This window comes from Pandoraea anapnoica (genome assembly GCF_902459765.1).
GTDB lineage: Bacteria > Pseudomonadota > Gammaproteobacteria > Burkholderiales > Burkholderiaceae > Pandoraea > Pandoraea anapnoica.
In genome coordinates, this window is record NZ_CABPSP010000010.1 from 38,828 (window position 1) to 50,934 (window position 12,107).

The 12,107-nt window shown below is 59.9% G+C and carries 14 protein-coding genes; 8 read left to right on the top strand and 6 right to left on the bottom strand.

Going from position 1 to position 12,107, the window contains the following annotated elements; translation table 11 throughout:
* Positions 1–131 precede the first annotated feature (131 nt).
* Positions 132–590: a MarR family winged helix-turn-helix transcriptional regulator gene (locus PAN31117_RS16585; protein WP_150739170.1), complete on the top strand. Its 459-nt coding sequence runs from the start codon at positions 132–134 to the stop codon at positions 588–590.
* 36 nt (positions 591–626) lie between these two features.
* On the opposite strand, the gene PAN31117_RS16590 is transcribed toward PAN31117_RS16585, so the two are convergent.
* Positions 627–1,505 carry a LysR substrate-binding domain-containing protein gene (locus PAN31117_RS16590; RefSeq protein ID WP_039394366.1) on the bottom strand — a complete coding sequence of 293 codons (879 nt, stop codon included), beginning with the start codon at positions 1,503–1,505 and terminating at the stop codon, positions 627–629.
* Positions 1,506–1,731: 226 nt separating this feature from the next.
* Between PAN31117_RS16590 and PAN31117_RS16595 the strand changes: the two genes are divergently transcribed.
* The 7 genes from PAN31117_RS16595 to metC all read left to right on the top strand — a co-directional run bounded on the left by PAN31117_RS16595 (position 1,732) and on the right by metC (position 8,656).
* Positions 1,732–2,565: a transporter substrate-binding domain-containing protein gene (locus PAN31117_RS16595; RefSeq protein WP_150739171.1), complete on the top strand. Its 834-nt coding sequence runs from the start codon at positions 1,732–1,734 to the stop codon at positions 2,563–2,565.
* 15 nt (positions 2,566–2,580) lie between these two features.
* A complete protein-coding gene (locus tag PAN31117_RS16600) occupies positions 2,581–3,273 on the top strand; it encodes an amino acid ABC transporter permease (protein WP_150574997.1) in 693 nt (230 codons plus the stop codon).
* A 2-nt stretch (positions 3,274–3,275) separates the two neighbouring features.
* A complete protein-coding gene (locus PAN31117_RS16605) occupies positions 3,276–3,968 on the top strand; it encodes an amino acid ABC transporter permease (RefSeq protein ID WP_039394375.1) in 693 nt (230 codons plus the stop codon).
* Positions 3,969–4,013: 45 nt separating this feature from the next.
* Positions 4,014–4,781, top strand: a complete 768-nt coding sequence (locus PAN31117_RS16610; RefSeq protein ID WP_174991011.1) for an amino acid ABC transporter ATP-binding protein — start codon at positions 4,014–4,016, stop codon at positions 4,779–4,781.
* Between the two features lie 112 nt (positions 4,782–4,893).
* Positions 4,894–5,490, top strand: a complete 597-nt coding sequence (locus PAN31117_RS16615; RefSeq protein WP_039394382.1) for a cysteine dioxygenase family protein — start codon at positions 4,894–4,896, stop codon at positions 5,488–5,490.
* A gap of 226 nt (positions 5,491–5,716) precedes the next feature.
* Entirely contained in the window at positions 5,717–7,318 is a 1,602-nt protein-coding gene (locus tag PAN31117_RS16620) for a rhodanese-like domain-containing protein (protein ID WP_150739173.1), read from the top strand.
* Between the two features lie 93 nt (positions 7,319–7,411).
* Positions 7,412–8,656 (top strand): cystathionine beta-lyase, encoded by a 1,245-nt coding sequence (gene metC, locus PAN31117_RS16625; RefSeq protein ID WP_150739174.1) that lies wholly within the window; start codon positions 7,412–7,414, stop codon positions 8,654–8,656.
* Between the two features lie 51 nt (positions 8,657–8,707).
* Here metC and blaPNC read toward each other — a convergent pair whose 3' ends face one another.
* From blaPNC to PAN31117_RS16650, 5 genes are all read right to left on the bottom strand, one after another.
* Positions 8,708–9,934 carry a PNC family class C beta-lactamase gene (gene blaPNC, locus PAN31117_RS16630; RefSeq protein ID WP_150739175.1) on the bottom strand — a complete coding sequence of 409 codons (1,227 nt, stop codon included), beginning with the start codon at positions 9,932–9,934 and terminating at the stop codon, positions 8,708–8,710.
* Positions 9,935–10,176: 242 nt separating this feature from the next.
* Complete coding sequence (locus PAN31117_RS16635) at positions 10,177–10,602, bottom strand: hypothetical protein (RefSeq protein WP_150739176.1); 426 nt, start codon at positions 10,600–10,602, stop codon at positions 10,177–10,179.
* 20 nt (positions 10,603–10,622) lie between these two features.
* Complete coding sequence (locus tag PAN31117_RS16640; protein ID WP_150739177.1) at positions 10,623–11,108, bottom strand: hypothetical protein; 486 nt, start codon at positions 11,106–11,108, stop codon at positions 10,623–10,625.
* Positions 11,109–11,440: 332 nt separating this feature from the next.
* Positions 11,441–11,698: a hypothetical protein gene (locus PAN31117_RS16645; RefSeq protein ID WP_150739178.1), complete on the bottom strand. Its 258-nt coding sequence runs from the start codon at positions 11,696–11,698 to the stop codon at positions 11,441–11,443.
* Entirely contained in the window at positions 11,695–12,093 is a 399-nt protein-coding gene (locus PAN31117_RS16650) for a hypothetical protein (RefSeq protein WP_150739179.1), read from the bottom strand. The genes PAN31117_RS16645 and PAN31117_RS16650 overlap by 4 nt, the downstream gene beginning before the upstream one ends.
* Between the last annotated feature and the right edge of the window lie 14 nt (positions 12,094–12,107).

Here is a 12,107-nt window from a genome sequence, read left to right on the forward strand (position 1 = left end):
TAAATCGTATCCGATGCAATCGGATGCGATGAATAATGCGACAGGCGAAATCAAAAGTCAACACCTTCCGATTAAATCGGATGCGATGTATATTGTGACGAAATCGAACGAACCCACGAGAACCGAACGTCATGAGCAAATCGAAGCCCACCGAAACCGCGCTGCCAAACCTCAGCGATTTCATGTGTTTCGCGGTGTACTCGGCCAATCTGGCCTACGGACGCGCCTACAAGTCCATTCTTGAAGAGCTGGGCGTGACCTATACCCAGTGGATTGCAATCGTGGCGCTCTGGGAGGAGGACAATGTTTCCGTCAAGCGTCTGGGGGAGAAGCTGTTCCTGGAGTCGAACACGCTCACGCCCATCCTGAAGAAGCTCGAAGAACTCGGCTATCTGAGTCGTCAGCGCGACCCCACCGACGAGCGGCAGGTCATCGTCAGCCTGACCGAAGAAGGGAAGCAACTGCGCAAGAAGGGGGCGCAGCGCGATTTGATTGCGGCGACAGGTCTCGATCCCGAGGAATTCGACCGTACGCAAAAGATCGTCGCGAAAATGCGCGACAGCCTGCTCAGGCACGCTAACGGCGATTGACCGGCCGAGCGTCGTCGGCCCCGCATCGCCCGTGCATCACTCGCCGATCAGAAACGGCGGCCCGAAGCGCGTTGCGATGTGTTCCGTCGACTCGAACAACTCGCGCAAGACCTGACTTGTGCACGTCGGTTGCACGTAGAGATAGAACGCGACATCGGGCAGGCGCGGCAGCCCGTCGGCCTCCGAGAGCACGCGCATGTTGGCGTCGAGCAATTCGGTGGTGCGGGCCGTCACGCCAAGACCCGCGCTGATTGCAGCCTTGATGCCAGTGAGCGTCGGTGAGATGAAGCTCGTGCGCCACGCAATGCCCGCAGCGTTCAGCCGCTCGATGGACAGGCGACGGAACAGACTCAGCTCGTCCGCCATCACGAGCGGCACGGGGGCCGATGAGTTGAAGATGAAGTCGTCGGCACAGATCCACACCATCGGTGACGTGCGCAACTTGATGCCGGGAAAGCCTTCGTCGTACCGCGTCGAGATCGCGAGATCGAGTTCGTTGTCGCGCAGCGCATCCATCAGATGCGGGCTGCGTCCGACGATGATTTCCAGCTGTAATTCCGCCGAGAGTTTCGATAAGCGTCGCAGCATGCTCGGCAGAATCGATTCCGCGACATCGTGCGGCGAACCGATGCGCAATTTCTCCGCCGGTCCGCGCGTCTGCATGACCTGCACCGCCTGATCGTTGAGCGCGAGAATCTTGTTGGCATACGCGACGAGACGCACGCCGTCCGTCGTCATCGTCTTCTGCCGCCCCTGCTTTTCGAACAGCGGGCAACCCATTTCCTGCTCAAGCCGCTGCATCTGCTGCGTGATGGCCGATTGCGTGCGACCTACGCGTGTAGCGGCCGCCGCAAACGTCTCATGCTGCGCAATCGCGACGAAAGTTCGCAGCAGATCGATATCGAGATTTCGCATGGTCGCTCGGAGGGATACTTCAGAAACGTTAATGTTTTCGGGATAAAAATTAAATTGTTCTGTGCAATTTTGGTGGATAACCTGCCTGACACTCAAGCAATATTTATGTGACCGGGGGTGGAAGCCGGCATTGATCGGTCCCCCGCTAATCGATTCGCGTCATTTGCTTTCGCGCACACGACAAGGAATCGACACCCTTCGGTCAAACCCAAGGAGACTCAGGATCATGTGGCAACGACACCTTGCTGGCGCGCTGTTCGCAACACTCGCCATGACGGGCATCACGAACCTGGCGCATGCCGACCAGCTGGCTGACATCAAGGCGCGCGGCACGCTCGTTTGCGGCACGCAAAACGCCAGCGAACCGTACGCCTTCCCCGATGCCGCCACGCGCAAGATCGTCGGCTTCGACGTCGACGTGTGCACCGCGCTTGCGAAAGGCCTTGGCGTGAAGCTCGAACACCGCGCCCTGTCGACCGACGCACGTATCCCCGAACTCAAGACGCGTCGCGTCGACGTGCTTGCCGCTGCCGTCGCCTGGATGCCCGCTCGTGCCGCGCAGGTCGACTTCAGCGATCAGTACTTCGTCGCCCCGATTCGCGTGCTGGTGCGCGCCGATTCGCCGGTGCAAACGCTCGATCAGCTCTCGGGCAAGAAGATCGCCGCCTCGGAAGGCTCCAGCTCGGCGGCGGTGTCGGTCACGCGTCTGCCCGACTCGAATCTGCTGACGTTCCACGACATCTCGTCGGCGTTCCTCGCGCTGCAACAAGGCAAGGTCGAAGGGCTGGTGGCCGGTCAACTGATCCTTGCGCGCTTCGCTAACGAAGCGTCGGTCAAGGGCGGACAGCAATACCGTCTGCTGACCAAGCCGGTGTTCGAAGAGCGCTGGGGCGTGGTGATGAACAAGGGCGAGCCGGCGCTGCGTGAAGCGGTGAACAAAATTCTGGTCGACTACGACAAGACGAACGGCTTGCAGGACAGCTTCGAGAAATGGCTCGGCAGCAAGTCCGTGTACAAGTTCACGCGCGACTACAAGGTCGAGCCGATCAAGGTGCAGTGAGCGAGACGTCGCACAATGTTCGATCTCTCGTTTCTGCTCGAAGACGGTTACCTGAAGCTGTTCCGCGACGGCGTACTGACCACGCTCAAGCTGTTCGTGGTCTCGGGAATGCTGGCCATCGTGGTGGGTATCGTACTCACTACGCTGCGCGCCCTGCCGGTGAAGCTCTTCAAGGGTTTCGTGATCGTAGTGGTGGAGTACCACCGCAACGTGCCGGTGCTGGTGCAGATTCTCGTCTGGTACTTCGGCGTGCCGCAATTGCTGCCGGAGGGGCTGCGCGACTGGATCAACGCGGGTAACACCGAGTTCTTCTTCGCGACAATCGCACTGGCGCTCAACGCCGGTGCGTTCATCTCGGAAGACCTGCGCTCGGGCCTGCGTGCGATTCCGCATACGCAGCAGGAAGCCGCGTGGTCCATCGGTCTCACGTACTTGCAGTCGTTTCGCTACGTGATCCTGCCGCAAGGCATTCGCGTGGCGCTGCCCGCGCTGCTCAACCAGTCGCTGCTGCTGTTCAAGAACAGTTCGCTCGCAATGGCGATCGGCGTGCACGAGTTGCTGTACCGCACGCGTCAGATCGACAACCTGACGTTCCGTACCTTCGACGTGTTTCTGGTGGCCACGATTCTGTATCTGATCGGCACGCTCGCGCTCATGGCGCTCTCCGAGCATTTCGCCAAGCGCCGCACGGCGCCCTCGGGAGTCTGACGATGTTCGAGATTCTTCACGACTATCTCGCACTGTTCCTCGTCGGCAGCTGGCCCAACGGACCGCTCGGCGGTGTGGCGATCACGCTGATTCTGTCGGCGCTGGGTTTAGTGATTTCGTTTCCGATTTCGGTGCTGATCGGTTTGGCGCAGGTCTCGCCGTGGCGCTGGATGCGACGCCTCGCCGGGATCTGGACACGATTCGTGCGCGGCATTCCGTTGCTGATGATCATCTTCTGGGCCTACTTCGCCGTGCCGCTGCTGGTGGGGGCCGAGGTCTCGGCATTCACCACGGCCGTGTGCGCGATCATCGTCTACGAGAGCGCCTTCCTGTCGCAGATCGTGCGTGCAGGTCTCGAAGGACTGCCGCGCGGACAGATGGAAGCGGCGCGCTCGAACGGCCTGTCGTGGCTGCAAAGCATGCGTTACGTGCAACTGCCGCAAGCGCTCGCGAACATGCTGCCGTCCATCGTCAACCAGTTCGTGTCGATCATCAAGGCGACGTCGCTTGCTTACGTGATCGGTGTGCCGGAACTGACGTACTCGGCGGCGCAGGTCAATACGATCACGCTGACCAAGCCGCTGCAAACGTTCCTCGTGCTCGCAGCGTTCTATTTTGTGTTGTGTTTCGCCATTTCCCGATTCGCCGGTTGGCTGGAGCGACGTATCGCCCGCCAACGCGCGGGACTGGCGTAAGCGCAGGGTTCAAGACGGTTTAAGAAGGAGAGCGCGATCATGACCATGCTCGCATTCGAGAAAGTCGATAAGTTCTACGGCGAACATCATGTGCTCAAGGGCATCGACGCCACCATCGGGCGCGGCGAAGTCGTTGTGGTTTGTGGTCCGTCCGGGTCGGGAAAGTCGACGCTGATTCGCACGGTGACACGACTCGAGGCCATTCAGAAGGGACGCATTCTCTTCGAGGGGAAGGACGTGAACGCCCGCGACATGAAGATCAATCAGTTGCGTGCGCGCATCGGCTTCGTCTTCCAGAGTTTCAACCTGTTTCAGAACCTGTCGGTGCGGCAGAACCTGATCCTGGGGCCGACGAAAGTGCTCGGCATGTCACGCGACGAAGCGGTCGCGCAGGCCGAGACGCTGCTCACGAAAGTGGGCCTCGCTCACAAGATCGACGCGATGCCTGCGAACCTCTCGGGTGGCCAGCAGCAGCGGGTGGCCATTGCCCGAGCGCTCGCGATGAAGCCGCCCCTCATGCTGTTCGATGAACCGACGAGCGCGCTCGATCCGGAGATGGTGCAGGAAGTGCTGCAAGTCATGCGCTCGCTCGCGGACGAAGGCCTGACGATGATGATCGTCACGCACGAAATGGGCTTCGCGCGCGACGTGTCGAGCCGCGTATGGTTCATGGATCAGGGCCAGTTGCTAGAAGACGCGCCGCCGTCGGAGTTCTTCAGCCAGCCGAAGCACGCACGTGCGCAGCGATTCCTGCAAGACGTGCTGCGGCCGTCGCCGATGATCAGCGTGCCACGCGATGCGGTGCCTGCGTGATGGCGTTCCCCGCGCGCGCGAACTGAACACATCGAACAAGCCGAACACACGATAGCGCCTCACCCGCGCACCTCATATAACAAAGCAAAGCACTACGGAGAAGACTTTCATCATGTCCACGACTCAACTTCCCGAACAACGTCAGGCCGCCGTGAGCGACGCCATTGCCGCCATGAAGGCCGCGCTGGCCCCGGCGGGCGAGACGCGTCCCGCATTGGCCGAAGTGCTCGAACAGGTCAAGGCGCTCGCCGCGCGCACTGCCCTCTGGAGCGAAGCCGACTTCCCGCCGCCGACCGACGGCGAGCTGCAAGCGCGCTATCTGATTCATGAAGATGCCGACAAGACCTACGCCCTGTATCTGAACGTCATGCGTCCCGGCAAGAAGATCACGCCACACAACCACACGACGTGGGCGTGCATCGCGGCGGTCGACGGCGTGGAATACAACTACGTCTATCGCCGTACCGACGACGGCAAGACGCCTGGCGTCGGCACGCTCGAAGTGAGCGACACCGTCGTAGTGGACCCGGGCCACGGCATTGCACTGGCGTCGGACGACATTCACGCGGTCGAGATTCAGGGCGACGCGCCGATCCGCCATCTGCACATGTACGGCCGTGCGCTGGAGACACTGACCGAGCGCATCACGTTCGATCTCGCCAAGGGCACGTACCAGGTGATGGACATCGGCGTGAAGACGCGCCGCTGATTCTCTGACTTCCTGACGCAGCACTGACCGTCGGCACACGTATCGCCGACGGCAAGCGAGAAGACTCACCGACGGCGCGACTCCGTTCGCGTCACCCGAAGCACACCGCCCATGCCACTGGCACGAGCGGTGCGGGCCTGCTCATGCCTGCGTTTTGGCGTGCCTTCGAGCGCTTTGACATGCGGCAGGCGAAATTGATTAACGACCTAACGTTACGACACCGGCTATGACTTCGTTCACTCCTCATTTTGTGTCGCCTGCCCTGCTCAAGGAATGGCTGCACGACGGCGCCGAGATTGCCGTGTTCGACGTGCGCGAGCACGGGCAGTACGGCGAGGCGCATCTCTTCTACGGCGTGACGCTGCCGTACAGCCGTCTCGAACTCGACATCGTGCGTCTGGCGCCGCGTCGCGACGCGCGCATCGTCGTCTACGACACCGACCAGAGCGTGGCGGTACTGGCGGCGCAGCGTCTCGATGCGCTGGGCTATTCGGATGTGTACGTGCTGGAGGGCGGCACGCAAGCGTGGCAGGCGGCGGGCTTCACGCTGTTCGCCGGGGTGAACGTGCCTTCGAAGACCTTCGGCGAACTCGTCGAGATGGCGTATCACACGCCGCGCGTCACGGCACGCGAGCTTGCGGCCATGCGTGAGCGCGGCGACAACGTGGTGATTCTCGACGGACGTCCCGTCAACGAATATCTGAAGATGACGATCCCGTCGTCCATCTGTTGCCCGAACGGCGAGCTGGGGTATCGCATTCGCGATCTGGTGCCGGACACGACCACGCCCATCGTCGTGAATTGCGCGGGTCGCACGCGCAGCATCATCGGTGCGCAGACGCTAATCAACCTCGGCATTCCCAATCCGGTGATGGCGCTGGAGAACGGCACACAGGGCTGGTATCTGGAAGACCTGCCGCTGGAGCATGGCAGCACGCGCCGCTATCCCGACGCGGTGTCGCCCGCCAGCGTCACGCAAATGCGCGAAGCCAGCGGTGCGCTCGCCGAGCGCTTCGCCGTGCCGGAAGTCGATGCGCCGACGTTTGCGCAATGGGCGACGGATACGTCGCGCACGCTGTTCCTTTGCGACGTGCGCACTCCTGAGGAATATGCCGCAGGCACGCTGCCGGGGGCGCAGCATACGCCGGGCGGGCAATTGATTCAGGCGACGGATCAGTACGTGGGCGTGCGTCATGCGCGCGTGGTGCTGTTCGACAACGACGGCGTGCGCGCACCCATCGTCGCGAGCTGGTTGCGTCAGCTGGGTCACGATGCTTACGTGTTGCGCGACGGTCTTAACAGCGGGGCATCGCTGGCTGTGCCGACGCCGGGTGTCGATACGACGCTGCCGGAGATCGACGTCGCCACACTGAAGACGGCACTGGCCGATGGCAGCGTGACGGTGATCGACGTGCGTCCGAGCATGAGCTTCCGTCGTGAGCATGCGACGGGTGCGCAATGGGCGATTCGTCCGCGTTTGCCGAAGCTGCCTGCGTCGGGCAATGTCGTGCTGATCGCCGACGAACGGGGTGTGGCCGAGTTGTTCGCGGCGGATTGGCGTCGTGAGCATGCGCAGGACTCGCGCGCGTTCTCGGTGCTTGCGGGGGGCTTCAAGGCATGGGTTGCCGCCGGTTTGCCGGTCGAGGCCACACCGGACTCGCCGCCGGACGCCGATTGCATCGACTATCTGTTCTTCGTGCATGACCGTCACGATGGCAACAAAGCGGCTGCGCGTCAGTATCTGGCGTGGGAAACCGGTCTGCTCGCGCAACTGGATGAGCATGAACGCGGTGCTTTCCGTATTGGTGATGCCGCCGTCGCGAAGTAAGCTGTGACGTTCGGCGCGCAGGTGACCTTCCCGGTCCTGCGCGCCGACGATGCACGACCTGAACCGTCCGAACCGTTCTCTCTACGCCAGACCATGTCCCGACAATCCCCCCCGTCCTCCCCCTACACGCCTTCCGCCGAACACGATGCGCTGCATCATGGCCGCTCGGCGCGCGTTGCAACGCGCCTCGTTAAAGGCGGCATGGATACTGCCGTTATCGGCGGTCGTGCCGTCAACCCGCCGGTGGTGCGCGCGTCTACGGTGTTGTTCGAATCGATGGACGACATGAACGATGCGCGACGCCGTCGCGGCACCGAGCGCATGTTCACGTACGGTGCGCGTGGCAACCCGACGGGCTTCGCGCTCGAAGATGTCGTCGCCGGGCTGGAAGGCGGATATCGCGCGCGTCTGTTCCCGACGGGACTGGCGGCGATCTCGATGGTTTTTCTCGCCTACGTGCGCCCTGGCGATCACGTGCTGATTGCGGATTGCGTGTATCAGCCGGTGCGTCATTTCGTCGAGACGTTCCTCAAGCCGTGGGGTGTGCACGTCACGTTCTTTCGCGCGGATGGTAGCGACGCTGCCGAGCACATGACGGCGCGCACGAAGATGATTTACGTGGAAGCCCCCGGCTCGCTCGTCTACGAGATGTGCGACATTCCGGCGCTGGCCGATCTGGCGCATCGTCATGGGGCGCTGCTGGTCGCGGACAACACATGGGGATCGGGCGTGCAATGCCGTCCTCTGATGCTCGGGGCGGACATCTCGGTGATGGCCGCGACGAAATACCTGAGCGGCCATTCCGACGTGATGATGGGCACCGTCACCACGACGCAGGAAGTCTGGCAAACGCTCTCGACGATGGCCGACGCGCAAGGCGTGGCCGTGAGTCCAGATGATGCTTATCTGGTGTTGCGTGGCACGCGCACGCTGGCGGCGCGTCTGGCGATGCACGAGCGCAATGCGCTGGAGGTCGTGCATTGGCTGGACGGATTGCCGGACGTCGCACGCGTGTTCTGTCTGGCACTGCCGAAGGACCCGGGGCACGAATTGTGGCGTCGGGATTGTCTGGGCACGAACGGGTTGGTGTCGTTCGAATTTGCCAACGCGACGCCAGTGCAAGCGGACCGCTTCGTCGATTCGCTGAAGCTGTTCGGCATCGGTGCATCGTGGGGCGGCTTCGAGAGTCTGGCGACGGTATCGAACGTGGTCGGCACGCGCACGTGCGAAGACTGGTCGCATGCCGGTCCCATCGTCCGTCTGCACATCGGTCTGGAGGATCCGCAGGATCTGATCGACGATCTGGCTGCGGCGTTTGAGACGGTTTTTGGGAAGTGATTTGCCGGTCGCGCGCAGCGGGTTGGCGCGCGACCTCATTGCGGTGTGCGACTACTTCGCAGGTGCTGCCGGTGCCGGATGGCTGCCGTCGAGCGTCGTCAGAATCTGATGCGCTGCGCGCAGCCGCTCCTCCATCGGGTAATTCTTATTGGCGAGTAGCACAATCGCCATCTGCTTCGACGGGACGAAGGCCACATACGTGCCGAACCCGCTCGTCGATCCCGTCTTGTTGACCCACGAAACGGGCGCCGGTGCCATCGGTGGCGTGAGTTCGCGTGCAGGGGTCGATTCCATCGACATCCGCGTGGAGTTGCCCTCGATCAGCGCTTCGATCGTAACGGGATACGGATACTGTTCCCACGCGAGGTCTTGCGTCATCGGCGCATCGAAAAAGTAACTGGTGCGCGTCGCGTAGATCGCGTGACGCAGACGCCGATCATGGACCGCCTCCCCGATATTCGCGTTGACGAAGCGCAGCAAGTCGGAGGCGGTCGTCTTCACACCGTACGCCTCCTGCTCGAACACACCGGGCGAGACGCGAGTCGGCTTGCCGTTCTTGTATCCCCACGCGTAGTTCGCTTGCTGATCTTCCGGCACCTTGATGAAGGTGTGCTTCAGATCGAGCGGTTTGAAGACGTGATCCGACATAAGCGTGGGGAAATCGCCGTGCATGGCACGAGCGGTAATCCAGCCGAGTGCGCCGATGCTGATGTTCGAGTACGTGCGCGCGGTGCCGGTCGGCTTGGCGGGCTTCCACGCTTTGAGGTACTGGGTCATCTCGTCGATGTTGGTGACGTTGTCCGGCACTTGTTGCGGCATGCCGCCGGTGGTGTGCGTGCCGAGATTCAGCAGTTTGACGTCGCCGAACGGTGTGCCCGCGAATTCTGGGGCGAGACGGCTGACTTTGTCAGTGAGGGAGAGTGCGCCAGCGGCTTGCGCATACGTAGCAAGCGTGGCGGTGAAGGTTTTGCTGACGGAGCCGATTTCGAACAGGGTGTCATCGGTCACAGGTTTGTTGGCGGCTTTGTCGGCGACACCGTAATCGAAGACATAGGAGTGCCCGTCGAAGATGATGCCGACGGCCATGCCGGGAATGTCCTGACGCGCCATAAGCGGCGCGATGGTCTTATCGACGAGCGATTTGATCTCGTCTTGCCGGGGATTCGTCTGAACTTGGGCACCGGCCTCGGCGGCATAACTGCGCGCACTGAAGGCCATCCAGCTGATAGCGGCGGTCGCTGCGAGGGCAGCAAACAGGGTGATATGGGGTTTTGTCATCGATGCTCGTCTCCGTATGGGGGCTCACCGGGACGTACATTCTGCATCGCCGTGAGCTGTGGACGAAGCGTAAACCCAAAGGGGATTGGGTTTGTGCAGGTTTCATGTAACCGTTGTAACGGTTGCAACTCAGATGACGTCAATCAATTCGGGCATTGCGCGAACGCCGCGTGCTGATCGCGATGCGAGGGATGTACCGGCTTAAAGGGGGGGGCATCCCGCCGCCTGAGGAAAGCCGGGTATCAGCCGTGCACGACGCCCGAAGTATCGCTCTCGGACTTCCCGAAAACCGCATTTCGCTCATAGATCAATGACGCGATACCCGCAACCGAAACCACAGTGTTCAAAATCGGCATGATGGACAGTTGCGCAAACATCGTTAGCACATTGACGATCACCGCCACCAAAAGGACGATTAACGCTATCCGCCAAACGACTTTCGTACACCGCTCCAGGCTCATGGCCATAACTGAGAATCCGAGCGTCATTAGAAATACGTTTGCGATGGTGTTCGCAAAAATCGATATTCTTTGGGGTAATGGTGCGCCGTTCAAAGAATAGTCGGCTCCGATCAACGCTAGAACAAGAACAAATGCGTTGAATACAGCAAAATAACAAAAAGCAACTTGTGCAATCAGAAAATTGTCTTTTCGGGATTTCTTTTCCATCGAACATTCACTCTCATCAATCAGACTCCGGGCTTCGCCGCGGCAACATTCGGGCCCTGTATCGACTTTCGCCCTCGAACGACCGAAATTACTCCTCCCAGTGAGAGGATGCCCAGCAGCATTGGAAGCGGCCCGGGTTTGACGGTCATTAACTGCGCACTCCAGATTAGATTTAGCAAGAAGATGCCCAGCGTCACTCTCCATACCAGCATGGAGCAACTTGAGAGACGCCTTGCCAAAGCGTAATAGACGACGACCGAAAATATTTCAAAAATCAAGGCAGCGGTGAGGACAATCGGTCCCTGCTCAACGGAGATACCCGGGGCCAGAGAGTATGGGCTGGCACCTGCCAACAAGATGAGTGCATCCAAAATACTCAACATCGCCAGCAAGTAACACGCAACCTCCGCAAACGCGAAGCTATCGTCGCCCGCGAAGTTATCAAAATGCTTGTCGATCCTCACTTCCTCGCGAACTGGCCATGAGGGAGTCTTTTTTCGATTCATGTACCACAACCTAAAATTCCGCCTCATCGTTGGAAACAGCGCTATCAGACAGACAAGGGTCGCCCCGATGAGCGGAGTAAAAATATACAGAAACCATTTATTCACTTTTATATCGCATACCTAATTATTGTGCCAATCTTAAGAAAATCAAGACTGTAGATTACGACTCCCGATGCGGTCGGTAGCCAATAGCAAAGTCCTTAAAGATATCTTTGCTTCCCTATTGAACGAGCAGCGACGACCCTCCTCGACTCCGAACGCGCCAAACTCACCACCTTCCGGAAATTATTTAACTTCAATTACTTTCGCCAACAGAGCGACAACTAGCTGTCCTAATTTTCGTCGGACGAGGAATAGGTTTTTCTAGCCTTCTTGTTTTCGTTGTCGAACGGCTTTATGTCTAGCATATGGGCATTACTTGCTAGACCTCCTAGAGCGACAAGACCAAACCCGAGAAAAAAAAGCCATCCACCAAATGGGACCGGCGGCACGTATTTGACGGCAATCACCATGATGGATGCTCCTAAAACTAACAGGCCCTCGCGTACCCAGCGGGAAAAATTCCCATTCTCAATAAACTTTATTTTCACGACCACCTCCTGTTTTGATTTAAGAAACGTGACAAAAATTTATTGGCTATCGCCTGAGCTTCTTTCGAAGCCGAACTATTGTTGATGACGTTTGCGGTTTCATTAATCGCCGGACTGAGGGCAGGAATCCGGTCGCCTAGAGGTTTCGCGAAGAAATTTACCGTACCCTTGACGGCGTACTCACCCATATCAGGCTTCATCATTTGGACCACCGCGTTGGCAACAATTCCAGTCGCCGTGGCAATTTGAGATGCCGTTTTCAGTGCAGGTGCATACGGAGTGGGCACATAGGCTCCTGCAGCGGTGATGGCACCAAATGGACCCGCAGCGGTGGAAATGTCACCGGCAACATCTGCGACTGTCCCTCTTAGGTCGGTTTCGACCGGAGTTGGCACGTATGTGAAGGTGA

What these genes read in the sequence shown, in the direction of transcription:
- PAN31117_RS16585 (WP_150739170.1), top strand. Translation starts at nt 132, where the DNA reads ATGAGCAAATCGAAGCCCACCGAAACCGCGCTGCCAAACCTCAGCGAT.
- PAN31117_RS16590 (WP_039394366.1), bottom strand. Translation starts at nt 1,505, where the DNA reads ATGCGAAATCTCGATATCGATCTGCTGCGAACTTTCGTCGCGATTGCG.
- PAN31117_RS16595 (WP_150739171.1), top strand. Translation starts at nt 1,732, where the DNA reads ATGTGGCAACGACACCTTGCTGGCGCGCTGTTCGCAACACTCGCCATG.
- PAN31117_RS16600 (WP_150574997.1), top strand. Translation starts at nt 2,581, where the DNA reads ATGTTCGATCTCTCGTTTCTGCTCGAAGACGGTTACCTGAAGCTGTTC.
- PAN31117_RS16605 (WP_039394375.1), top strand. Translation starts at nt 3,276, where the DNA reads ATGTTCGAGATTCTTCACGACTATCTCGCACTGTTCCTCGTCGGCAGC.
- PAN31117_RS16610 (WP_174991011.1), top strand. Translation starts at nt 4,014, where the DNA reads ATGCTCGCATTCGAGAAAGTCGATAAGTTCTACGGCGAACATCATGTG.
- PAN31117_RS16615 (WP_039394382.1), top strand. Translation starts at nt 4,894, where the DNA reads ATGTCCACGACTCAACTTCCCGAACAACGTCAGGCCGCCGTGAGCGAC.
- PAN31117_RS16620 (WP_150739173.1), top strand. Translation starts at nt 5,717, where the DNA reads ATGACTTCGTTCACTCCTCATTTTGTGTCGCCTGCCCTGCTCAAGGAA.
- metC (WP_150739174.1), top strand. Translation starts at nt 7,412, where the DNA reads ATGTCCCGACAATCCCCCCCGTCCTCCCCCTACACGCCTTCCGCCGAA.
- blaPNC (WP_150739175.1), bottom strand. Translation starts at nt 9,934, where the DNA reads ATGACAAAACCCCATATCACCCTGTTTGCTGCCCTCGCAGCGACCGCC.
- PAN31117_RS16635 (WP_150739176.1), bottom strand. Translation starts at nt 10,602, where the DNA reads ATGGAAAAGAAATCCCGAAAAGACAATTTTCTGATTGCACAAGTTGCT.
- PAN31117_RS16640 (WP_150739177.1), bottom strand. Translation starts at nt 11,108, where the DNA reads ATGAATCGAAAAAAGACTCCCTCATGGCCAGTTCGCGAGGAAGTGAGG.